Here is a 22658-nt window from a genome sequence, read left to right on the forward strand (position 1 = left end):
ACGGACGATTATGGAACGCCCGTTTCATGGATTTGGATCATAAATTCTATTTTTTCCGTTTTCAATAAAAATATTCAGGCCGTCTTGCGTGTTCCCACAGCAACCGCCAGCGTGATGGCGAGACAGAGCGTGGCGGAAAGCGAGCGGAACGCGCCGAAATCGATCTCCGTGACGGTCAGCAGCGTCGCGCCTGACTTCCGGAGCGGATTGACGGCGGAATCCGAAAGCGCCACGACCGGAATGCCGTTAGCGCGGGCATTTTCCGCAAGTTCCAGCGTTTCCGCGGAGTAGGGGGAAAAGGTGATCGCGATCAGGGCGTCGTCGCGGGAAATGGCGCTGATATTGCCGAGCCCGCCGACGGCGCTGTGCAGAACCGCCGGCACCTTCATCTTCTCGAAGGCGTAGGCCAGATAGCTGGCAATGGGGAAAGAGCGCCGCAAACCGATGATATGCACGGTGCGCGCCTTTGCCAGCGCTGCAACCGCCTCGTCAAGCTGCCGCGTATCGACCGATTTCAGCAGCATTTCCAAAGAGGAACGGCCGGCCTCCACGAATTCCGCAAGCAGGCCGGAGGCGCTTTCATCGCCTTTCTCACGCAGATGGTCGAGCCGCGTGGCATAATCCGGCCAGCCGCCGACATAGGAATCACGGAACAGGCGCTGCATTTCCGAAAAACCGGAAAAACCCATGATCTGGCAGAAGCGCATGAAGGCCGAAGGCTGCACGCCGGCGCCTTCGGCCATTTCGGCAACGGTGGAAACGGCGATGCGATCCTGATTGGAAGCGACATAATCGGCGCATTGCCGCAATCGTTTCGGCAAACCCTCCGCGACCTGGAGCAGCCGCTCCTCAAAAGCCTTTACGGAGTCTGGCGCCTCGATTGCCGTCATTGTCGTTCCTTTGTGCAGACTGAAATCGTGTGCACTTTAACTGCAGTGGAATTTTTATTCCATTGGGTTTTTTAAGGGGCGGGGAAATGGGCGGTGGGCGCTTTGTGTGATCGGTCAGCGTCCGTCATTCCGGCCTTGAGCCGGAATGCAGCCGGCGCGCGTCTGCGCGACGCGAAGAGTCTTTTCACCCCAAGGACTTGGGGTGGCTGGATACCGGCTCAAGGCCGGTATGACGGAGATTGTATATATGAACGCGCAACGGCGATGCGTTGGGTTAGTGCAACCCGCCAACCCCAAGATGCGTATCGATAATACCAGGGTTCTCCACCAGTTCGCTGGATGGCCCTTCCCAGACGATGCGTCCGCGTTCCATGATGATGGCGTGGTCGGCGAAGTCGATGGCCATCTGGATACGCTGTTCGACAAGAAGAATGGTCATTTCGCCGGATTGCGCCAGTTTGGAGAAGGCCGCCATCAGTTCTTCGCAGATGACGGGGGCGAGGCCTTCGAGCGGTTCATCAAGCAGCAGCACGCGCGGCTGGCCGAGAATGGTGCGGGCGGTGGAGAGCATCTGCTGCTCGCCGCCGGAAAGTTGCGAGCCGAGATTGCGGCGGCGCTCCTTCAGGCGTGGAAACAGCGTGTAGGCTTCCTCGATGGCCGATTTCGGCCTGCCTTTGAGGCCGACGAAGAGGTTTTCCTCAACGGTCAGTGTGGGGAAGACATCCCGCGTCTGCGGCACGTAACCGAGACCGGCTTTGGCGCGGGCAGCGCTCGGCAGGGTGGCGATGTCCTGTCCGCCGAGGCGGATGTCGCCTGCAAATCGTTTCGTCTGGCCGGCCAGCGTGGCGAAGAGGCTGGTCTTGCCGACGCCGTTGCGGCCCAGTACGGCAAAACGCGAGCCCGATGGCACGGAAAGCGACAGGCCCTCGATGACCCTTGTCGGGCCGTAACCGGCGGTGAGGTTGGTGATTTCAAGCGGCGCTGCGGGCATCGGCGTAACTTCCCAGATAGGCTTGGCGGACTTCGGCATTGCTGGTCACTTCATCCGGCGAACCGTCGAAGATCACCGCGCCTGCGGCGAGCACCACCACACGTTTGGCGAAACGGAAGACCAGATCCATGTCGTGTTCGATCATCAGGATGGCGAGGTCGGCCGGCAGCCGATCGAGCGCCTGTTCGATGCGCGCCGTTTCCGTGGAAGGCACGCCGGCGGCCGGTTCGTCCAGCAGCAGGATTTTCGGGCGGAGCGCCATGGCGAGCGCGATCTCGATCAGCCGCTGCTGACCATAGGCGATTTCGCGAACCCGGGTTTCGGCAAGGCCAAGGAGGCCCAGCGTGCCGAGAATGTCGCGTGCTTCGCTCATCACCGAGGGCATGGCGCGGTATCGGCCGAAGATCCGGCCCGTCTTGCCTTCACGCTGGAGAATAGCGAGGGCCACATGTTCCTCCGGCGTCATGTCCTGAAACAGCCGGGTGACCTGGAAGGAGCGGACGAGGCCGCGCTTCACCCGCTGGCTGGAACTGAGGCCGGTCACGTCCTTACCGGCGATGCGTACTGTGCCGGCCGAGGGCTTGAGGTTGCCGGTGACGAGATTGACGAAGGTGGTCTTGCCGGCGCCATTGGGGCCGATCAGCACCGTGCGGTCTCCCGGCGAAAGCGACAGCGACACATTATTGGTAACGACGAGGCCGCCGAAATTCTTCTGCAGGCCGGAGACTTCGAAAATGGCACTCATTTGCGGCCTCCGCGGATGCGCGTGATGATCTGCTCACCCGCGCCATAAAGCCCGCGCGGCGCAAAAAGCACGACGGCAATCAGCAGCAGGCCGACAATGGTGAGCCAGTGGAACGGGTTGGCAGCGGAAACCACATCCTCGAACCACATGAAGGTGACGGTGCCGATCAGCGCGCCGTAAAGCGAACCCGCGCCGCCGAGCACCAGCATGACCAGCCCCTCGGCAGAGAGTGTGAAGCTGAGGCTGTCGAGACCGACGACCTGGGTGGAGATGGCGTTCAGCGCGCCGCCGATACCGGCCACGATGCCTGATATGACGAACATCTTCAAAATAGTGCCGTTGACCGAACCGCCCATGGCCTGGATGCGGATGCTGTCCTGCTTGACGCCGCGGCACAACATGCCGAAGGGCGAATTGACCACCACCTTGAGGGCGAGGAAGACGAGGAGCAGCAGACAGACGCCATAGATATAGGCGGTGCGGCCGAAAAGATCGAATTCGAAAGTGCCGAACAGGGCGTCGGGGGAGACGCCCGATAGCCCGTCGCTGCCGCCGGTCCAGCCGGATGCCTTGTTGGCGGCCTCGTGGAACAGGTGAATGACGGCGATGGAGAGAACGAGCTGCGGCAGGCCGTGGGCGCGCAGCAGAACCGTGCCGGAGATCAGCCCGGCAACGCCGCCCGCAGCCGCGCCGATGGCGGTCATCAGAAGCGGATCGGTGATCTCGAAATGGGCGGCGGCAATGCCGGCGGCATAGGCGCCTGCGCCAAAGAGGGCGGCATGGCCAAGTGTCGCGACGCCGCAATAGCCGGTGACGAGATCGATCGACAGCACCAGAAGCGCGATGGCGATGATGCGGGTGAGCAGCGCCAGATTATCCGGAAACAGATAATAACCGACGACAGCGGCGGCAATGATGAGGAGCGGCCCTGCGAGCGCGCGCAGCGGCGAACGCGTCTTCGGGATTTCTGCCGTTTCAGTCACGTCGTTCATGAGCACCGCCATCTCATTTCGCCCTTCCGAGAAGGCCGCGCGGGAACAGCGTGATGATCACGATGACCGCCAGGTAAAAGAAGAATTCGCCATATTCGGGGGCAAGATACCGTCCGGTCGTATCGATCGCGCCGAGCAGCAGACAGGCGATCAGTGCGCCGGGAATGGAGCCCGCACCGCCCACCGAGACCACCACCAGGAAGGTGACCATGTAGCGCAGCGCATAATAGGGTTCGACCGGCAGCAGTTCCGCACCGATGACACCGCCCATGGCGGCAAGGCCGACGGCGATGGCGAAGCTGACGGCATAGATGATTTCGGTGCGCACGCCGAGTGCGGCCGCCATGGCGGCATTATCGACGGCCGCGCGCAGCTTGATGCCGAAGGCCGTCTTTTCGAAGGTGAACCACAATGCGCCGGCCACGGCCAGCCCACAGGCAATGGCGAAGATGCGGTGCGTGGCAATGGTGCGGAAACCGAGATCGGTGGGGCCGGCCAGCTGCTGCGGCAGCGGGATGGTCTTCAGCGTCGGGCCGAAAACGAAATTGGCGATACCAATGATGCAGAAGGTGATGCCTATGGTCATCAGCACCTGTGTCAGCTCCGGCGCGCCATAGATGCGGCGATAGAGGAAACGTTCGAGCGGAATGGCGATGACGATGGTGCCGACAATGGCGACGAGGATCGCCACCGCATAACCGAGACCGAGGCCGTGGGCGGCATAAGAGGCGAGATAACCGCCGATCATGGCGAAGGCGCCATGCGCCAGATTGACCACCCGCATCAACCCCATCGTGACCGAGAGGCCGATGGAGATGATGAACAGGACCATGCCATAGGCAAGCGCATCGATGAGGATGCTGAAGACCGTCTGCATGTTGAAAAACTCCTCCCGGTGCTGCAATGCCCATCCGGGCCGGAGACGGGCCGCTACTGGCGGCCCGACAACGTCGTCAAAGCTGTCGTTTACTTCGCGGCGGCGAGGCCCGGATCGCCCTGTTTTTCGAAGGTCTGGACTTCCTTGTTGTAATAGGCGCCGTCATCGGCCTTCGCCACTTCGCGCAGATAGATGTTCTGCGTGATGTGGCGGCTTTCCGGATCGATGCTGACAGGGCCGCGCGGGCTTGTCCAGGAAAGACCCTTCACCGCATCGACAGCCTTTTCCGCATCCTGTTTGCCGCCGGTGGCCTCGATCATCTTGCTGATGACATACATGCCGTCAAAGGCGCCGACGGAAGGGAAGGACAGCTCCTTCGGATTGCCGATCGCCTTGGTGGCGGCTTCCACGAAGGTCTTGTTTTCAGGCGAATCATGCGAGACGGCGTAATGGAACGTCGTCTGCATGCCGAGTGCGGCTTCGCCAAGCGCCGGCAGGTCGGATTCCTGCGTCAGATCACCCGGTGCGAAGAGCTTGACGCCTGAAGATTTCAGGCCGTTATCGTTGAAGGCCTTGACGAAACCGAGTGTCGTCGGGCCCGACGGCAGGAAGGCGAAGACGCCTTGAGCGCCGGAATCCTTCACGCGCTGCATGATCGGGCTGAAATCATTGGTGGAAAGCGGCATGCGGATGGTTTCCACCACCTCGCCGCCAGCGGCCGTAAAGGCGGCCTTGAAGGCATTTTCGGCATCGACGCCCGGGCCGTAATCGCTGACCAGCGAAATGACCTTCTTCACGCCGCCATCAAACGCCACTTTGGCGATGGGTGTGGAGGTCTGCCAGGTGGTAAATGAAGTGCGCACCACATAGGGGCTCTTGGTCACGATGGCCGATGTCGCGGCATTCATGATGACCATCGGCACATTGCCCTGCTTCAGAAGCGGAGTAACGGCCATGGCGTCGGGGGTGAAATAGAAGCCGGCGAGATATTGCACGCCTTCCTTGACCACCAGTTCCTGCGCCAGCGCCTTGGATTGCGCCGGATCGGCCTGCGGCACATCGCGATAAACGACTTCGACCGTGTCGTTGCCGATCTTGTTGCCGTGAAGCGCAAACCAGGCGTCTATGCCGGCCTTGAAGTTCTTGCCCTGCAGCGCGAAGGGGCCGGAGAACGGACCGACCACGCCCACCTTGATCGTATCGGCATAGGCAACGGAACTAAAACAAATGGCCGCGATGGCGGCGGTGATCCGTAGTTTCATAACTTCCTCCCAATTGATCCGTGGCTCCCATCCACCGATCCAGACTGCCAGATTGATGAGTGCGGTGGCCAAAGTAAAATGAAATAAGGGGGGTGATAAATAACCTGACGGTTATCAATACCCGTCTCACCGGGTTTGTCTCATGCGAGATCGCACAATAGTGATCATCCCGTGATTCTCAATGTATAGCGCCGCCGCAGCCATCACGACCGGTGTTTTTGCGGCAGGTGGTATCGAAATGCTTCGTCATGAAAACCAGCGCTTGTGACATGTTTCGAAAATGACGGTCATACCCGCGCAAGCCTCGTGCCTTAACCAGTTCTAAGGGGATTGTTTGTAGCCTCGCGAAGCATATTGTGAACTTTATTTGGTGTCTGATGGGCGAATATCAAAATAGAGTTGTTGAGTTGATGCGAGATCGCGTTGGCGAAAGTATACTCAGCAATAAGATCGAGCGCCGCGAAGCATTTCTTCGCAAGGCGCTGGCGCTGTATCACGTCATGGGCGGAGACGCGCAAGGCATGCACGCTGCGGTGGAGGATGTGGTCAACCTGCAAAAGCCGAGTGTCGATGTCGCTATTGGCGACGTGATGCATGAACTGGCAGCAATCGGTCACGTTGCCGATCTTGATATTATTCAGGCCGGGTACAACAAGCTTGACGCCGCTAATTTGCATATTCTGCGCAAGGGCAAGAGGCTTTTGCAGAAGCAGCGGGACCAAAAACTCGCCGGCACGGCGGGAAAATAGGCCGCCCATCGAGGGCGGCCTGCAATATCAGGCCACTTCCCCGACGAGAATCTCCTGCCACGCCTCATAGGCGGAGAGAACCGTTTCCATCTGTGCCGTGTGGCCGGTGATGAAATCGTCGCCATAGATCGTTTCATCGGGATATTCGGTGATCAGCGTCATCGGCACGGTGTGGCGGTCGTCGATGGAGGACAGGCACGGAAAGCCGTTGATGATGCGGAAACCGGTTTCGCCGGCATGGGTCTCGTAAAGTGCGATCTGGCGGTTGTTGTAATCGAGCAGGCCGGGAATGGCGCCAAGATGGCGGGTCACCCGGTCGAGCAGGGCTTCGGCCTGGCTTTCCCAGTCCGCATGGTGGCGGATGATGAGGAAGAAGCCTTTCGGCAGCGTCCACATGGCGAAATTGCGCGGCACATAACCTGATAGTGGCCGGGTCCATTCATGCGAGGGATAACCGTGCAGGTTCACATGCAGGCTGGCGCCGCTCATCTCCTGCGCCTTGAAGCGGATTTCCTTCTCGTTGATATGCCTGCCGGAATTTTCCGGCGTGCGATATTCGAGATCATCGCCAAGCGCCGTGTAACGCGCCGCATGGTGCATATGGCGGGGATTATCGACGCGCAGGCGCTGGTGCAGGGCGTAACCGTCGGGGTTTTCCAGCGGCGAAATGGTGAAATGCGCGCCCTTGCGCTCTGCAAGCCTGCGGGCCGCGCGGATGGCGCCAACGATGCCTGTCGTCTCGTTGGGGTGTTGACCGCCGCTGATCATGACGGCGGCATCGCTGCCTGCCACGTAACGGGCGGCAAGAATGCGACCGGAGCGGGAGCGGGCCTCGAAGGCCTCGCCGCCGATCTCTGTCAGTAGCGTCGCGAGCTGGCCTGCGGCGACCGGTTCGCGGGCCTCATCGATCCGCTGCTCGCCACCATCGAGGAAGGCGGTGGTCAGCGCGCGGGTCTCGATGCGCACGGAGACTTCGCCTTCGCTTTTGACGATTTCCGGTACGATCTGGCCGGGCTTCAGGCCCCGGTCACCCAGCGGCCGGCCGGACTTTTTCTGGAAGAATTCCAGCAGCGAGAAATAGAAATCCTCATGCAGCGCTTCACGCAGGCTGATGACCTCATCGCCGACGGAAAGCGCCAGATCTTCGGCCGGATGCGCGACACGGATGTTCAGCTCTTCGAAATAGGGTTCTTCATCGCCCCAGCCGTGGTTGGCGACGGCATTGATCGCCGCTTCGAAAAGCCGCTCGTAATCCGTTTCCAGCCGCTTGCCGGCCGTGTCGCCCGCAAGCCGGAACCAGCCGGTTGGCGAGACATTGGTTTCGCCGACGATATCGGTGTGAACCCGGTTTGGGGCCAGAACCTTCAGGGTTTCCTTCTTGCCGTTGCGGCTCAGCGTAACATCATAATGGAACGCGTCGTCCTCGCGGGCGATGAAGTCGATCTTCGTATCGCCCACCAGAGCCGCCAGCGGATAGGCTTCCAGCCGGAAGCGGTTGGCCGGTGCATTGGCGTGCACCGGGTAACGCACCTCGATGGTGTCGACGCCATCCAGATTGATCTCTTCCAGAAAGGTGAAGAGGAGCGGCTTGTAGGCGCTTCGGATGCGGGCGCTGACGCCTTTTTTCTTCAGCCTGTTTTCGGCATCGCGACGGCTTTTGGCGTCATCGAAGGTCCATGCTTCGAAGGACTGGCCGGGCTCGGCATTGGCGACGAGAGCATCCAGAGTGCGCTCGAAGGTCTGGTCGAAAATCTGGCTCATCGTTGTTACCTCGAGGTTCTGCCGGTGGGATCGAGGCTGTCGCGCAGCCAGTCGCCGAGAAGGTTGAGGCCAAGCACGGTGAGCAGAATGGCGAGGCCGGGGAAAACGCTGACCCACCATGCCGTCTGCAGATAGGTGCGGCCATCCGCCAGCATGCCGCCCCAGCTCGGAATGGTCGGATCGACGCCGAGGCCGAGGAAGGTGAGGCTGCTTTCAAGCAGGATATTGTTGGCGACATTGAGCGTCATCAGCACGATGACAGGGCCGATAAGGTTCGGCAGCAGGTGCTGGAGAATGATGCGCCAGTCCTTCACGCCGATGGCGCGGGCGGAGAGAATGAATTCCCGCTCCCGCAGCGTCAGCACCGAGCCGCGCACGAGACGGGCATATTGCACCCATTGCGAGACGATCAGCAGGATGATGGTGTTGGTGAGGCTGCCGCCGACAATGGCGATGAAGGTGATGGCAAGCAGAATGAAGGGCATGGCGAGCTGGATATCGGCAAAGCGCATGACCAGCATATCCCAGAAGCCGCGATAATAACCGGCGACCAGACCGACCGCGACGCCGAAGATGACCGCGCCGATGACCGAGGTGAAACCGACCAGCAGCGAAATCTTGCCGCCGGCGACGACGCGGGCGAGCACGTCACGCCCGAGCGGATCGGTGCCGAGCGGATGGGCGGCATTGGCGAAGGGCTTGGCAAGACGCGCCATCAGGTCGATCTTGTCCGCGCCGCCGGGAAACAGCACGTCGGAAAACACGACCGCAAGGCAGATGACTGCCGTGAGCGACGCGCCGAGGATGAATTCGAGATTGGTGAAGCGCGACAGGCGCGAGGTTTTGGCAGCCATCGTCACTTACTCCGTGCGGATGCGCGGATCGACAAGCCCATAGGCGATATCGACCAGAAGGTTGATGCCGACGATCATCAGCGACAGCACGGTGATGACGGCCTGAAGCACGGGATAGTCGCGCGCGCCCACCGCATCGAAGGCAAGCGTGCCGAGGCCCGGCCAGTTGAAGACACGTTCAATGACGACGATGCCGCCGAGCAGCCCGCCGAATTGCAGGCCGAAATAGGTGATGAGCGGAATGGAGCAGTTGCGCAGCGCGTGTTTGTAGAGAACCTTGCTTTCGCTCAGGCCCTTGGCGCGCGCCACCATGACATATTGCGAGCGCAGCGTATCGAGCATGGCCGTGCGCACCAGACGCACATTGGTGGCTGTCAGGATCACGCCCATGGTGACTGACGGCATGATGTAGCTTGCAAAACCGCCCATGCCGCTGGGCGGCAGCCAGCCGAGCGTGATGGAGAACAGCAGCACCAGCATGGTGGCGAGCCAAAAATTCGGGAAGGACAGGCCGACGAGCGAGAAGATGCGGATCACCTGATCGGCCGTCTTGCCGCGCGAGGTCGCGGCCTTGATGCCGAGCGGGATGGAAAGCGCAATCGACACCGCCATGGAGATGAAGGCGAGCAGCAGCGTCGCGGGCAGGGCATCGGCGATGAGGCGTGATACCGGCGTGCTGCCGGTGAAGCTGCGGCCGAAATCGAGCGTAACCAGGCCTTTCAGGAAGCTGAAATATTGCACGAAGAACGGCCGGTCGGTTCCAAGCGCCGCACGAATGCGCGCCAGATCGTCTTCCGTCATGCTGCCGCCGCCCTGGAACATGGTGACAGCCGGATCGCCCGTCAGGCGAATGGCGAAGGAAACGAGAAGGGTGATGGCGATGACGACAAAAATCGCCTGCAGCAATCGCTTGATGAGGAAACCGGCCACGTTTTTTACCTTGCGAGGAAACGGGGGAAGAGAAATCCCGCCTTGCCCGCGAGAGGCGGACAAGGCGGCGTGTCAGAGGATCAACCCGCTTATTCGACGGTCACGTCGGTAAGCTTCAGGCGGTTATCCGGCGGTGCGACAAAACCCTTGACCCGCTTGTTGATGCCGTAAATGGCATTGGTGTTGTAAAGCGGGATTTCCAGCGCGCGTTCGGCGGTATAGCTGCCGATTTCCTTGAGGATTTTTTCGCGCTCGGCACGGTCGGTCAGCGGACGCTGCGATTCCAGCAGCTTGTCCAGCTTCTCGTCCTTGTCATAGGGGTTCCACTTTTCACCCGAGTGGTACATGGAATAGGCCGTGTTATCGTAATCGAAGGTCCAGCCGCCCCATTTCTGCTGGAACATCGCGCCGGTCTTGCCCTGCGGGATGATGTCGTTCAGCAGCACGTTGGTTTCATAGGGCTTGATGGTGGCGGTGATGCCGACCATGGAGAGGTAGCTGGAAATGACCTGCGCCACCTCGTTCATCGTCGCGTCATTGCCGCGGATATCGATCTGCAGCGCAGCACCCGGCTTGACGCCGGCTTCCGCGAGCAGCTTTTTCGCACCTTCGGGATCGTAAGGCAGCGGCTTCAGCTCCGGATCGTAACCGAAGGACAGCGCGCTCTGGAAGCTTGCGATCTCCGATGCCTGGCCGGCAAGGATCGACTTGACGATGGTGCCGCGGTCAACGGCCATGATGATGGCCTTGCGCACCTTCGGATCGGCGGTGATGCCGTCACGGGTGTTGAAACGCAGCGCATCGACCGTCGGGCCGGGCACGCTGACGATTTCAAGCTTGGAATCGCCCTCGATAACCGGGATCATGCCGATCGGAATGGTGGGCGGAATGACGAGATCGACGCGGCCGGCCTGCAGTTCGGCAACGGCGGTCGCCGGCTCGGCGATGAAGCGGTACTCCAGTTCGGAAAGCTTTGGCGCACCGCCCCAGTAATCCGGGTTGGCTTCCAGCTTGATGTTGGTCTTCGGTGCGTAGGACACGAATTTGAATGCGCCGGTGCCGACTGGGTTGAGGTTGAAATTGTCCTCGCCCTTTTCCTTGATATAGGCAGGTGGCACGATCATGCCGCCATAACCGGCAAGCTTGGTCAGCAGCACCGGATCGGGCGCCTTCAGCTTCATGTCGACGGTGTAGTCGTCGATGACATCGACACTTTCGATGGCGACATAGTTGGAGCGTTGCGGGCCCTTGGCACCCTGTTCGCCGAGAAGGCGCTCGAAGGTGAACTTGACGGCGGCGGCGTTGAAGGGCTCGCCATTGTGGAACTTGACGTTCTGGCGCAGCTTGAAGCGGATGCGCTTGCCTTCATCCAGCTCTTCCCAGGATTCGGCAAGGCCGGGCACGACCTTCAGGTCCGGGCCGCGATAGGTCAGGCCGTCGAAGATGTTGGTGGCGACAGCCGCCCATTGCACGAGGAAGGTGTCGATTGGATCCCAGCTGCCCGGATCCTGCGGGCTGGAAATGGTCATCTTGCCGGCGGCAAGAGCCGGTGCGGTGGTAAAGGCCGTGGCGGCCATGGCAAGTGCGACGAACGTTGTCGTCATCCCCTTCTTGATTATTGTCATCTACCTGTTCCTCTTCAGATGGTTGTTGCGGTTCTGGCTGTTATTCAGGCGCTCTTCGCGATGAAGTGGCCCGGATTGATTTCCTCATGGGCGAGAATGGCCGGCTCGTCGCCGACACGGCGCACGGGATTGGGTATTTCGCCCTCGATCATGGCGATGCGGCGCTCGATGGTCGGATCGGCGACCGGCACGGCCGAAAGCAGGCGGCGGGTATAATCATGCGTCGGCGTTTCGAACACCTGCCGGCGGCTGCCCATTTCCATGATCTGGCCGAGATAGAGCACGGCGACGCGGTGACTCATCTTTTCCACGACAGCCATGTCATGGCTGATGAACAGGTAAGCGAGACCCCGTTCCGCCTGCAGATCCATGAACAGATTGATGATCTGCGCCTGGATGGAGACGTCCAGCGCCGACAGCGCTTCGTCGGCGATGATGAGTTTCGGATCGGAGGCGAGCGCGCGGGCAATGCAGACGCGCTGCCGCTGGCCGCCGGAAAACTCGTGCGGATACCTGGCGGCATGTTCGGAGCTGAGCCCCACGCGTTCCAGCAACTCATCCACCCGCCGCCGTACAGCCTTCTGATCGTTGATCAAACCGTGGGTGTTGATCGGCTCGGCAATCGAAAAACCGACCGTCTTGCGCGGATCGAGCGAGGCGAAGGGATCCTGGAAGATATATTGCACTTCCTGGCGCATGCGGAAGCGCTCCGCCGCCGACATCTGCGAATAGCTGCGGCCATTGAAGGCAATTTCGCCTGATATCGCCGTCTGCAGCTGCTGGATGGTGCGGCCGATGGTGGATTTGCCGGAACCGGATTCGCCCACCAGCGCCAGTGTTTCGCCGGCATGAATATCAAAGCTGACCTTCTGCACGGCGCTGCAACGGTGGGTCGCCTTGCCGAACAGGTTCTTGCGGATATCGAAACGCACGAACAGGTCCTTCACCGACAGCAGCGGCTTGGCGTCATATTTCGCGGTGTTTTGCACGCGTTCCTCGCCGATCACGACCGGCTGGCCATCCTGCAGCACGGTAAGCGGCAGGCGCTTCGGAAACTCTTCGCCTTCCATGCTGCCGAGGCGCGGAACGGCGGAAAGCAGGGCGCGCGTGTAAGGGTGCTGCGGATTGGCGAAGATATCCTTGACCGGGCCTTCCTCGACCTTCTTGCCCTTCCACATGACGACGACGTCATCGGCCATTTCCGCCACCACGCCCATATCATGGGTGATGAAGACCATGCCCATGCCGAGCTTCTTCTGCAGGTCGCGCATGATGTTGAGGATCTGCGCCTGAATGGTGACGTCAAGCGCCGTGGTCGGCTCGTCGGCTATCAGAAGCTTCGGCCGGCAGGCGAGCGCCATGGCAATCATCACGCGCTGGCGCATGCCGCCGGAAAGCTGGTGCGGATACCGTTTCAGAAGCTCGGCTGCATCGGGCAGGCGCACCATTTCGAGCAGCTTCTGTGCTTCAGCCAGCGCCGCCTGTTTACCCATCTTTTCGTGCAGGACAAGCACTTCGCAGATCTGGTCGCCGATGGTGAAGACGGGGTTGAGCGAGGTCATCGGCTCCTGGAAGATCATGGCGATCTCCTTGCCGCGGATCGAGCGCATCTCTTTCTGCGAAACCTTCAGCAAGTCCCTGCCTTCAAACAGGATTTTGCCGGTGGGGTAGGTCGCACCCATCATGTCCGCAAGGCGCATGGTGGAAAGCGAAGTGACCGATTTTCCCGATCCGGATTCGCCGACGACCGCGACCGTCCGGCCGGCCTCGACGCTGAAGGAGATATCGTCCACGACGCGGCTATTGCCGAACTCGACGCTCAGGCCTTCGACCGAGAGGAGGGCGTTTGCGTGTGCGGCAGTCATGTCAGCGTCTCCGGCGTGGCGCACGCGGCAAAGCTGGCGCGGCCATCTGAAAATGGGGAAGGGGAAAATGTCTCGGGCAGGCGCGTGCTGGGCGACGCCATGGGCAAGGAAGGGGATGTCGCGAAGAACTGCATGTCTTCAGGCCGTTTTGTCGGCGGAATGCGCATTGGCTATCGCCCGCACGCACGGCAGATTCGATTTCATCGAAGCGCCGCAGGCAACCTCATCAATGTCGGCCGGATGATTTGCGTCGGCCGCAGATTCGACGATGCGCATGTAACTCTAATTCCCCACCCTTGTTTTGCCGAAAAAGCTAACAAAACCGAACAATCATGTCCAGAGTGTTGAACAATTTTTGTGTACTGCTCTACAAATACGCAGCTGCACCGATTTTGAGCGCGGGTTCCTGAAGAATGCTTCGCAATGAAGCGTGTATTCCACGATTATTGTCGTTAAAAACCGTCTGGCCAGGCGCAGTCAGGCGGATAAATTTATAGTGAGCTTGCAAAGCTGGGGACGCGTGGCGGTATTCGCGCGCTGTCCTGGCCGGTCGTGACAGGCGGGGCGCTGCTGATAAAATGGATGAAGAGCAACGGAGAATGGAATGCCGGGCATGAACAATAAGGCAGGCGCAGTCAGGCTGAGGGGCTTTCTACGGTGCTTGTCCACGGATGATATTGAACTCGTCCGGCGTCATCTTCCCGAACATCTTCGCCTGACCAGAGCGGAACCCGGTTGTATTTCTTTCGAGGTGTCCGAGACAGACGATCCCCTGATCTGGCAGGTGGAGGAGCTTTTTGCCGATCGTGCCGCCTTCGATTTTCATCAGCAGCGGACGCGGGCGTCGGAGTGGTTCACAGTGACTTCCGCCATTCCACGCGACTACGAGATAACGACACTGGCGTGAATGAGATCAGGCCGCAGCGGCGTTCCTGCCGGCTGCGGCCTGTTCGGATTTCGGTGCCGAGACTTATTCCTTCGGCATGCCGACCGGAGGCGCAAGCCGCCGTTGCGCGGCAATACGGAAGGGTGCGTTCATCGCGCCATAACCGCCATAGGCCCCACGCCTTTCGATGATTTCGAAGAAGAAACCCTCGCCGAAGGTGCGGCTGTAGATCTGGAAATATTCGCCATTGTCGTCGCGGTCATAAAGAATGCTCGCGGCCCGCAGCGCATCGGAAAACTCCGGCTCCAGCCCGAAACGGGCTTCCAGATCGTCGTAATAATTGCGCGAGATCGGCAGGGCGTGGAAACCGCGCGCCTGCATCGCCTTGGCCGTCGCGAAAATATCGTCGGTGGCGAAGGCGATGTGCTGGATGCTGGTGCCGAAACCTTCGGCCAGAAATTTGCCGGCGAAGGTCTTGCGATTGTCCGCACCGTTCATGGTCAGGCGGAAATGCGGCGAGGGAACGCTTTCGATGGCCTGGCTGCGCACCAGCCCGCCCGGATCGACCACATCGACCATCGGTGTGCGGCGGGTGGAAAACAGCGAGGTGTAAAACAGAAGCCAGGTCAGCATTTCATCATAATGCGTTGTTTGCGCGAGATGATCGATGCGCGTTAATCCGGCATCGCTTTCCCCTTCCGGGATGCCCGTGGAGACGAATTCCTTGCCCCAGATGGAGGCGAGCGCCGGCGAAGCATCAAGGAAATAGATGACGCCGTTGCCCACACCCTGAATGGCGGGAACGGCGACTTCGCCTGATTTGCGCGGCTCAGCGAAGGTGGGTGCGCCGAGCGCTTCGGCCCGGGCAAGCGCCGCCCCGGCATCATCCACCTTCAGTCCGAAGGCATAGGCATTGGTGCCGTGGATGGAATAGGACGCCCCGGCGAAACTGTCGCCGTCATCGCTGGTATTGATGACGATGCGGATGTCACCCTGCGTATAAAGATCGACATTGCGGTTGCGGTGCCTTGCGGTTTTCTCAAAACCAAGCGTGGCAAGCAGGGCCTCCAGATTGGCCTTTTCTTCCGGCGCGGTGGTGAATTCCACGAACTCCACGCCCTGCGTCTCAACCCGTTCCGGCATGGCGGGCACATCGATGCGGATATCCGGTTCGAGACGCCGCACCTGATCCATGAGGTTGATGAGCGAGCGGTGACCGTCTTCGGCGAGCAGGCGGGCCGAGCCGCCGCGGAACTGGTCGTTGAAGATTTCGAGCGACAGCGGGCCGCTATAACCGGTTGCGGCGACGGCGCGCATGAAGTCCACGACCGGCAGATCGCCTTCGCCCGGCATGTTGCGGAAATGGCGGCTCCAATAGAGCAGGTCCATGTCGATCAGCGGCGCATCGGCCAGCTGCACGATGAAGATCTTGTCGCCGGGAATGGAGCGGATCGAATTCGGGTCGATCTTGCGCGACAGCGTATGGAAACTGTCGAGGATGATGCCGACATTGGCGTGGTCGGCGCGGCGCACCACTTCCCAGGCATCGCGGTGATCGCTGATATGGCGGCCCCAGGCCAGCGCCTCGTAACCGACGCGCACGCCATGTTTTGCCGCAAGCTCCCCCAGTTGATGGAAATCGGCGGCGGCGCGGTCGATGCCGCCGAGCGAGACCGGCGAGACATTCGAGCAGATCAGCATCAGATCGGTGCCGAGTTCGCCCATGATATCGAACTTGCGCTGTGCTCTCTCGAAGGCGCGGGCGCGGTGTGGTTCCGGCATGCCCTCGAAATCGCGGAAAGGCTGGAAAAGGGTGATATCCAGCCCGTGATCGGCGGCCAGCGCCTTCACCTCGCGCGGCGAGGCGTCATAGGCCAGGAAATCATTTTCGAAAATCTCCACGCCGGAAAAGCCGGCCTTGGCGATGGCCGCCAGTTTTTCCGGGAACTCTCCGCTGATCGACACGGTTGCGATGGATGTGCGCATTGGCATGCCGTGTCCTGTTGTGTCATAGCTCGCCATATTGCCTTCCTTTTCAGCCTTATGTACTAATTGGTTAATAAAGGGGACGCCGCCGGATGGCAGCCCCGTCCAGGGAATGAAGCATGAGCAAAAGCACGACCTTGAGCGGCGCCCGCGATACCCGGCAGGCGAAGCGTGACCCGGAAGGGGTGCGCCGGGACATTCTTTCGGTCGCGATGGAAGAGTTTTCGCAAAACGGCCTGTCGGGCGCGCGCATTGACGAGATCGCGGCCCGCACGCGAACCTCCAAGCGCATGATCTATTATTATTTCAGCGACAAGGAGAGCCTTTACCAGCGCGTGCTGGAGGAGGCTTATGCCAAGGTGCGCGGCGGCGAAAGCGATCTGGAGCTGGACGATCTGGAACCGGCGGCGGCGCTCGACAAGCTCTGTCGGTTCACCTTCGATCACCACAGGCGTAATCCGGCCTTCATCCGCATGGTGATGATCGAGAACATCCATCACGGCCGGCATATGCAGTCTTCTGAAACGATCCGCCAGTTGAACCGCCCGGCCATCGTTGCGCTGGAAGGCGTGCTGCTGCGCGGCCAGAAGCGCGGCATCTTTCGTGAGGGAATCGATGCGCTGGAACTGCACTGGCAGATCAGCGCGCTGTCCTTTTTCAACGTGTCGAACGTCGCGACCTTCTCGTTCATCTTCGGCGACAGCCTTTATACGGACAAGGGTCAGGAGACATTGTCGCGGCATGTCAGCGACATGGTGTTGCGTTATGTGCTGACGCCCGGCCATATCACGACGGATGCGAAAGACGGCCGATGAGGTGGCGCAGCGCCACGTCATAACCTTCGATGCCGAGACCGGCGATCACGCCTTCGGCGCGGGTCGAGATATAGGAATGGTGCCGGAAGACCTCGCGTTTGTGGATGTTGGAAATGTGAACCTCGATCACCGGCCCCTCAAAGGCATTGAGCGCATCGAGGATGGCCACCGAAGTGTGGGTGAAGGCCCCGGGATTGATGACAATGCCCGCGGACTTGCCGCGGGCTTCATGAATCCAGTCGATCAGCTCATATTCCCGATTGCTCTGGGCAAAAAACAGCGTGTGACCGGCGGCTTCGGCGATACTGCGGCAGTTGGCCTCGATATCCGCGAGCGTCTCGTAGCCGTAGATTTCCGGCTGGCGCTGGCCGAGCAGATTGAGGTTTGGGCCGTTGAGGATGGTGAAAAGGCTCACGCAACCCCCTCCGCCATGCAAAGCTCGGTGAAATGCGCGGTCATGCGCCCGGCATCCGGTTCGCGACCGCAGAAGAGGCGGAACGCACCGACGGCCTGAAACACCGTCATGCCGCCGCCGGGCAGGGTGCGACAGCCCTTTTTCGCCGACGTCGCCAGCAGTTCGGTGACGAGCGGCATATAGACGATATCGGCCACCCAGTGCCGCTGTTCGATGAGATCGGCCGCGACCGGCATGCCGGGATGGGCGGGCATGCCCATCGGCGTGGCATGGATCAGGCCATCGGCAAAGGGCAGCGAGGCGGCGGGATCGTTCACGGCATGCGCGCGGCCCTCGCCGAAGCGGGCGTTGAGTTCCCGGGCCAGTTGTTCCGCCCGCGGGAAATCCCGGTCGAAAATGTCGAGACTGATAATATCGAGCTTCAATGCGGCATGGGCGACCGCGACACCCGCGCCACCGGCGCCGACCAGAAGCGCCCGGTCACGCTTCGCATCCGGCAGTCCGCGAACGAAGCTTTCATAAAAGCCGTACCAGTCGGTATTGTGGCCGATGCGGCGTCCGTCCTTAAAGACGACGGTGTTGACCGCGCCCAGCATACGGGCATCGTCCGACAGTTCGTGCAGATGCGGAATGACGGCCTGCTTGAAGGGATGGGTAATGTTGGTGCCGGCAAAACCGCGCGCCTCCAGCTCGTCCAGCAGGTCGGGAAGCGCGCTGGTCGGCAGCTTGCGGGCGGTGACATCGACAAGCTCGTAGGAATAGTCGAGACCATGGGCCGCCCCTTCGCGCATGTGCAGCGCGGGCGATTTGGAAAGCTGTATATCGGCGCCTATCAGGCCGACCTTGAAGGATTTTTTCTCTGTCATGATCACGTGTCGCTCATCGGACGGTGTGGGAGAGGCGGGATTATTCCCGCCCGCCTTAAGAGCGCGCGAACCTCAGTGGTGGGCGAGAATTTCGCCGAGGAACGTGCGCGTGCGCTGGTGCTTGGGATCGCGGAAGAATTCCTCCGGCGGGCCTTCCTCGATGATCTCTCCTTCCGACATGAAGATCACCCGATCGGCCACCTGCCGTGCGAAGCCCATTTCATGGGTCACGCAGATCATCGTCATGCCGTCGCGGGCAAGGCCGATCATGGTGTCGAGCACTTCTTTCACCATTTCCGGGTCGAGCGCCGAGGTCGGCTCATCGAACAGCATGGCCTTCGGTTCCATGCACAGCGCCCGGGCGATTGCCGCGCGCTGCTGCTGGCCGCCGGAAAGCTGGGCCGGGTACTTGTCGGCCTGGTTGAGAATGCGAACGCGTTCCAGATATTTGCGCGCCGTCGCCTCCGCATCGGCCTTGGAAAGACCCTTCACCCGCATGGGTGCCAGCGTGCAGTTTTCCATGATGGTCTTGTGCGGAAAGAGATTGAAGCTCTGGAACACCATGCCCACTTCGCGGCGAACCGCATCGATGGCGCGGCTGGAATCCGACAGCGTCGTTCCCTCGACCGTGATCTTGCCCTCCTGGATCTCCTCCAGATGGTTGATACAGCGGATGAGCGTGGATTTACCCGAACCGGACGGGCCGCAAAGGACGATTTTTTCGCCTTTGCGCACCGTCATATTGACGCTTTTAAGCGCGTGGAAGGCTCCATACCACTTTCCTACCCCTTCAAGGGCGATCAGCGGAGCCTGAGCGGCGGATTGCGGCATGGAACTTTCCTTCATGCTTGGCATCAGTTTTAGTTGACGGTGTAGGGAATGTCGGGAAGCGAGGCCGGAAACTGCGGCACCGGGCGCTTCATCCATTTGGCGTAGACTTTCGCGAGGTCGCCATTGGCCTTGATCTTGTCCAGATAGGCGTTCAGCGCTTCGTTCCAGTCCTTTTCGCCGGGGCGCGTGGCGGCGCTGTTATAGAGGGTCACGAGGTCGAACTTCACCTCGTAATCCTTCCCGCCGGCGGCCGAAAGCCGGTCGCCATAGAACTGGTTGCCACCGATCGCCTCGATCTGGCCCGACAGGATCGCCTGAATGGTGGCGGCGTCGTCATCGAAACGAAGGATATTCGCTTTCGAACCCGCGCCGGCGGTCAAGGCCGTGTCCATCGGGCTGGATTTCGGCGCACCGACGGTCATGCCCGTCAGGTCGTCGAAACTGGCGATCTTCTTGTCCTTGGTGGCATAGACCGACATGACATTATGCGCGTAAGGCTGCGCATATTGCACGTTCTTCGCGCGCTCCGGCGTCATCCCCATCGATGCGAACAGGGCGTCGACCTTGCCGGTGCGCAGCGAAGGAATGCGGTTGGCGACTGCGAGCGGCACGAATTCCACCTTCAGCCCCAGATAATCTGCAAACCCCCTCGCCAGATCGGCATCATAGCCTTCCTGAACGCCGGTGGAATTGATGAAACCCCAGGGCGAATTATCGCCCTGGATACCGATTACGACCTTGCCGCTGGCTTTTGCCTCGTCAAGGGTTCTGGCATCCGCCGCTGCGGGCGTCAGAACCGGCAGCAAAGCTGCCGCCAGTCCCGCCGCAACGGTTGCTCGCCAACCCGTGAGGGCTTTCAAGATCCTCATTGCTTTTCTCCTCCCAAATCCAGACAGCCGTTACTTCACGGTGAATGGGATATCGGGCAGGCTGTCCGGGAAGGCCGGAACTTCGCGCTTCATCCACTTGTCGTAGATCTTGGCGAGCTGGCCGTCGGACTTGATCTTGTCGAGGAAGGCGTTGACGGTTTCGTTCCAGTCCTTTTCACCCGGGCGGGTGCCGGCGCCGTTGTAAAGCGTCGTCAGGTCGAACTTCGGTTCGTATTTGCCTTCGGCAGCCTTGTTCAGGCGGTCGCCGTAGAACTGGTTGCCGCCGACGACCTCGACCTGGCCTGAAATCAGCGCCTGAATATTGGCGGCGTCATCATCGAAGCGCAGGATATTGGCCTTGGAGCCGGCGCCGGCGGTAATCGCCGTATCCATGGCGCTGGATTTCGGCACGCCGACGTCAATACCGGTCAGATCGTCATAGCCGCCGATTTTCTTGTCCTTGGGGCCGTAGACGGAGAGCACGTTGCCGGCATAGGGCTTGGAATATTGAATGGTCTTGGCGCGTTCTGCCGTCATGCCCATGGTCGCAAACAGGAGGTCGACCTTGCCGGTCAGAAGTGCGGGAATGCGGTTGGCCACGGCGAGCGGCACGAATTCCACCTTGACGCCGAGATAGTCGGCAAAGGCCTTGCCGATATCGGCATCGAGGCCGTCCTGCACGCCGCTGGAATTGACGAAGCCCCACGGCGAGTTGTCGCCCTGAATGCCGATGACGACCTTGCCCTTGGCCTTGGCCTCTTCCACCGTGCCGGCGAAAGCATCGACCGGTACGACGAAGGGCAGGGCAACCGTTGCCGCGGCGAGCGCGAGCAGGGCGCGACGAGAGAGTTTCATGCTGGTGGTTTTCATCTTTGGCTCCTCCTTACAAAGCTGATGAGTTCTTCACGACTTAGCGGGTTGCGGTCTGCAGCCGCTTTTCAACGCTGGCGCCCCACAGGGAAAGCGGCCAGCAGATCAGGAAATAGATGATGCCGACGAGGGCGAAGACGGTGAGCGGGCGGAACGTCTGGTTGGAGACGATCTGGCCGGCACGCGACAGCTCGACGAAGCCGACAATGGCCGCAAGCGAGGTGCCCTTGATGAGCTGCACGAGGAAACCGATGGTGGCCGGCAGCGAAATCTTGAATGCCTGCGGCAGGACCACGTCCTTCATGCGCGATATATAATGCAGGCCAAGCGCATTGGCGGCTTCCGTCTGGCCCTTCGGCACCGCCTGGATGCCGCCGCGCCAGATTTCGCCAAGAAAGGCGCTGGCATGCAGCGTGAATGCGATGGCGACCGCAATCCAGGCATCGACATTAAAGCCCGCAAGCGCCACGCCGTAATAAACCACGAAAAGCTGCATCAGGAGCGGCGTGCCCTGGAAAACGGCGATGTAACCGGTGCTGGCGCGCTGGATTGCCGGGCTGTCGGCGACGCGGGCAAGCGCCACGCAAAGGCCGAAAACGCCGCCGCCGATAAAGCCGATGATGGTCAGCGCAAGCGTCCATTTCAGGCCTTGCAGCAGGAAGAAGAGTTCGTTGGGGCCGATGGATGCCATTGTCTTTTCCTCACTTGACCGGATAGCTGAAGGATGCACGGGAGATGAGCGAGAAAATGCCCATCATCAGCGAGGAAATGACCAGATAAAGCAGCGTGATCGAGAAATAGACCTCGAAGGACCGGAACGTATCCGCCTCGATCTTCTGCGCCACCGAGGTCAGTTCGTAAGCCGCGATCGAGGTGCAGACCGAGGTGGTCAGCGTCAGCATGATGAACTGGCTGGTGAGCGACGGGTAGACTGCCCGCAGCGCCGGCTTCAGGATGATATGGCGGAAGATCTGCGTGCGGTGAAGACCGAGCGCCAGTCCCGCTTCAACCTGGCCCTTGGGAATGGAATCGACACCGCCGCGAATGATTTCAATCGCATAGGCGCCGCCGTTCAGAGCCAGCGCGATGATGGCCGTCACCGTCGGGTTGAGCTTGATACCGATCTGCGGCAGGGCGAAGAAGATGAAGAATATCTGCACCAGAAACGGCGTGTTGCGGATGGCTTCCACAAAGCCGATGACGAGCCCGCGCAGCAGCTTGAACCGCGAACGGCGGGCAACGACGCCCAGAACGCCGATGACGGTGGCGAGTGACATGCCCGCAATCGCAAGGCCGATCGTCGCCAGACACGCCAAAAGCAGCTCGGGCAGGCGGTCTATGACCGCCGAAAAATCGAGACTGTAAGACATTCTTCCTCCCAACCCGTTCGGGTCCGGACAGGCGTTTCGCCTTGTCCGCATCGCTTTGGAAACCTTACGGTGCCAAAGCCCTCCATTTGTCGGTGCCGCTGCAGGCTTCAAACCGTTGTCGGCGGCGTCCTCTTAATCTTAATGTTTGTACCAGTTAGTTCATTTTTGTGTCAAGCGATATGTCCGGTTAAAAAGCAGCTTCCGCGCTG

General features: G+C 60.5%; 23 protein-coding genes. 4 read left to right on the top strand and 19 right to left on the bottom strand.

Annotation, left to right across the window (positions count from 1 at the left end):
- Window positions 1–74: 74 nt before the first annotated feature.
- From V6R85_RS23345 to V6R85_RS23370, 6 genes are all read right to left on the bottom strand, one after another.
- Window positions 75–890, bottom strand: coding sequence for a MurR/RpiR family transcriptional regulator (locus V6R85_RS23345; protein ID WP_003505477.1), 816 nt, complete (start codon window positions 888–890; stop codon window positions 75–77).
- A 274-nt stretch (window positions 891–1164) separates the two neighbouring features.
- Complete coding sequence (locus V6R85_RS23350; RefSeq protein WP_003505478.1) at window positions 1165–1881, bottom strand: ABC transporter ATP-binding protein; 717 nt, start codon at window positions 1879–1881, stop codon at window positions 1165–1167.
- Window positions 1862–2626, bottom strand: a complete 765-nt coding sequence (locus V6R85_RS23355) for an ABC transporter ATP-binding protein (protein ID WP_112951240.1) — start codon at window positions 2624–2626, stop codon at window positions 1862–1864. The genes V6R85_RS23350 and V6R85_RS23355 overlap by 20 nt, the downstream gene beginning before the upstream one ends.
- Complete coding sequence (locus V6R85_RS23360) at window positions 2623–3630, bottom strand: branched-chain amino acid ABC transporter permease (protein WP_111784734.1); 1008 nt, start codon at window positions 3628–3630, stop codon at window positions 2623–2625. The genes V6R85_RS23355 and V6R85_RS23360 overlap by 4 nt, the downstream gene beginning before the upstream one ends.
- A 1-nt stretch (window position 3631) precedes the next feature.
- Entirely contained in the window at window positions 3632–4495 is an 864-nt protein-coding gene (locus V6R85_RS23365; protein WP_060727299.1) for a branched-chain amino acid ABC transporter permease, read from the bottom strand.
- Window positions 4496–4584: 89 nt separating this feature from the next.
- Window positions 4585–5757 carry an ABC transporter substrate-binding protein gene (locus tag V6R85_RS23370; RefSeq protein WP_060727298.1) on the bottom strand — a complete coding sequence of 391 codons (1173 nt, stop codon included), beginning with the start codon at window positions 5755–5757 and terminating at the stop codon, window positions 4585–4587.
- A 377-nt stretch (window positions 5758–6134) separates the two neighbouring features.
- On the opposite strand from V6R85_RS23370, the gene V6R85_RS23375 reads away from it, so the two are divergent.
- Window positions 6135–6506, top strand: a complete 372-nt coding sequence (locus V6R85_RS23375) for a hypothetical protein (protein ID WP_112951241.1) — start codon at window positions 6135–6137, stop codon at window positions 6504–6506.
- 27 nt (window positions 6507–6533) lie between these two features.
- On the opposite strand, the gene V6R85_RS23380 is transcribed toward V6R85_RS23375, so the two are convergent.
- From V6R85_RS23380 to V6R85_RS23400, 5 genes are all read right to left on the bottom strand, one after another.
- Window positions 6534–8267 (bottom strand): M14 family metallopeptidase, encoded by a 1734-nt coding sequence (locus tag V6R85_RS23380; protein ID WP_112293962.1) that lies wholly within the window; start codon window positions 8265–8267, stop codon window positions 6534–6536.
- Between the two features lie 5 nt (window positions 8268–8272).
- The gene (locus V6R85_RS23385) at window positions 8273–9121 is read right to left on the bottom strand and encodes an ABC transporter permease (protein ID WP_003505486.1); all 849 of its coding nucleotides are present in this window, start codon (window positions 9119–9121) and stop codon (window positions 8273–8275) included.
- Window positions 9122–9127: 6 nt separating this feature from the next.
- Window positions 9128–10051, bottom strand: coding sequence for an ABC transporter permease (locus tag V6R85_RS23390; protein ID WP_162692644.1), 924 nt, complete (start codon window positions 10049–10051; stop codon window positions 9128–9130).
- An 89-nt stretch (window positions 10052–10140) separates the two neighbouring features.
- Complete coding sequence (locus V6R85_RS23395) at window positions 10141–11676, bottom strand: ABC transporter substrate-binding protein (protein WP_112207810.1); 1536 nt, start codon at window positions 11674–11676, stop codon at window positions 10141–10143.
- A gap of 44 nt (window positions 11677–11720) precedes the next feature.
- Entirely contained in the window at window positions 11721–13541 is a 1821-nt protein-coding gene (locus V6R85_RS23400; protein WP_099087106.1) for an ABC transporter ATP-binding protein, read from the bottom strand.
- Between V6R85_RS23400 and V6R85_RS23405 the strand changes: the two genes are divergently transcribed.
- Together V6R85_RS23405 and V6R85_RS23410 are read left to right on the top strand one after the other, a co-directional pair.
- Entirely contained in the window at window positions 13527–13889 is a 363-nt protein-coding gene (locus tag V6R85_RS23405; protein WP_162686954.1) for a hypothetical protein, read from the top strand. The two genes, V6R85_RS23400 and V6R85_RS23405, sit on opposite strands and share 15 nt — an antisense overlap.
- A 256-nt stretch (window positions 13890–14145) precedes the next feature.
- On the top strand, window positions 14146–14448 hold the full coding sequence (locus V6R85_RS23410; RefSeq protein WP_112207808.1) for a putative quinol monooxygenase: 303 nt from the start codon (window positions 14146–14148) through the stop codon (window positions 14446–14448).
- A gap of 63 nt (window positions 14449–14511) precedes the next feature.
- Here V6R85_RS23410 and V6R85_RS23415 read toward each other — a convergent pair whose 3' ends face one another.
- The gene (locus V6R85_RS23415) at window positions 14512–16413 is read right to left on the bottom strand and encodes a bifunctional sugar phosphate isomerase/epimerase/4-hydroxyphenylpyruvate dioxygenase family protein (protein WP_111829595.1); all 1902 of its coding nucleotides are present in this window, start codon (window positions 16411–16413) and stop codon (window positions 14512–14514) included.
- A gap of 119 nt (window positions 16414–16532) precedes the next feature.
- On the opposite strand from V6R85_RS23415, the gene V6R85_RS23420 reads away from it, so the two are divergent.
- Entirely contained in the window at window positions 16533–17228 is a 696-nt protein-coding gene (locus V6R85_RS23420; RefSeq protein WP_060724461.1) for a TetR/AcrR family transcriptional regulator, read from the top strand.
- Here V6R85_RS23420 and aroQ read toward each other — a convergent pair.
- The 7 genes from aroQ to V6R85_RS23455 form a co-directional block, all read right to left on the bottom strand.
- Entirely contained in the window at window positions 17200–17643 is a 444-nt protein-coding gene (gene aroQ, locus V6R85_RS23425; RefSeq protein ID WP_080864508.1) for a type II 3-dehydroquinate dehydratase, read from the bottom strand. The genes V6R85_RS23420 and aroQ overlap by 29 nt on opposite strands.
- On the bottom strand, window positions 17640–18509 hold the full coding sequence (locus V6R85_RS23430; RefSeq protein WP_111829596.1) for a shikimate dehydrogenase: 870 nt from the start codon (window positions 18507–18509) through the stop codon (window positions 17640–17642). Before V6R85_RS23430 ends, aroQ begins: the two co-directional genes overlap by 4 nt.
- Before the next feature lie 72 nt (window positions 18510–18581).
- Complete coding sequence (locus V6R85_RS23435; protein ID WP_026363367.1) at window positions 18582–19340, bottom strand: amino acid ABC transporter ATP-binding protein; 759 nt, start codon at window positions 19338–19340, stop codon at window positions 18582–18584.
- Window positions 19341–19369: 29 nt separating this feature from the next.
- Entirely contained in the window at window positions 19370–20209 is an 840-nt protein-coding gene (locus V6R85_RS23440) for a transporter substrate-binding domain-containing protein (protein WP_111791401.1), read from the bottom strand.
- Window positions 20210–20239: 30 nt separating this feature from the next.
- Complete coding sequence (locus V6R85_RS23445) at window positions 20240–21079, bottom strand: transporter substrate-binding domain-containing protein (RefSeq protein WP_003505503.1); 840 nt, start codon at window positions 21077–21079, stop codon at window positions 20240–20242.
- Between the two features lie 40 nt (window positions 21080–21119).
- Complete coding sequence (locus tag V6R85_RS23450) at window positions 21120–21770, bottom strand: amino acid ABC transporter permease (RefSeq protein WP_020009039.1); 651 nt, start codon at window positions 21768–21770, stop codon at window positions 21120–21122.
- 10 nt (window positions 21771–21780) lie between these two features.
- Complete coding sequence (locus tag V6R85_RS23455) at window positions 21781–22449, bottom strand: amino acid ABC transporter permease (RefSeq protein WP_003505505.1); 669 nt, start codon at window positions 22447–22449, stop codon at window positions 21781–21783.
- Window positions 22450–22658: the final 209 nt, after the last annotated feature.

The organism is Agrobacterium sp. CCNWLW32, from assembly GCF_037083425.1.
Taxonomy (GTDB): domain Bacteria; phylum Pseudomonadota; class Alphaproteobacteria; order Rhizobiales; family Rhizobiaceae; genus Agrobacterium; species Agrobacterium radiobacter.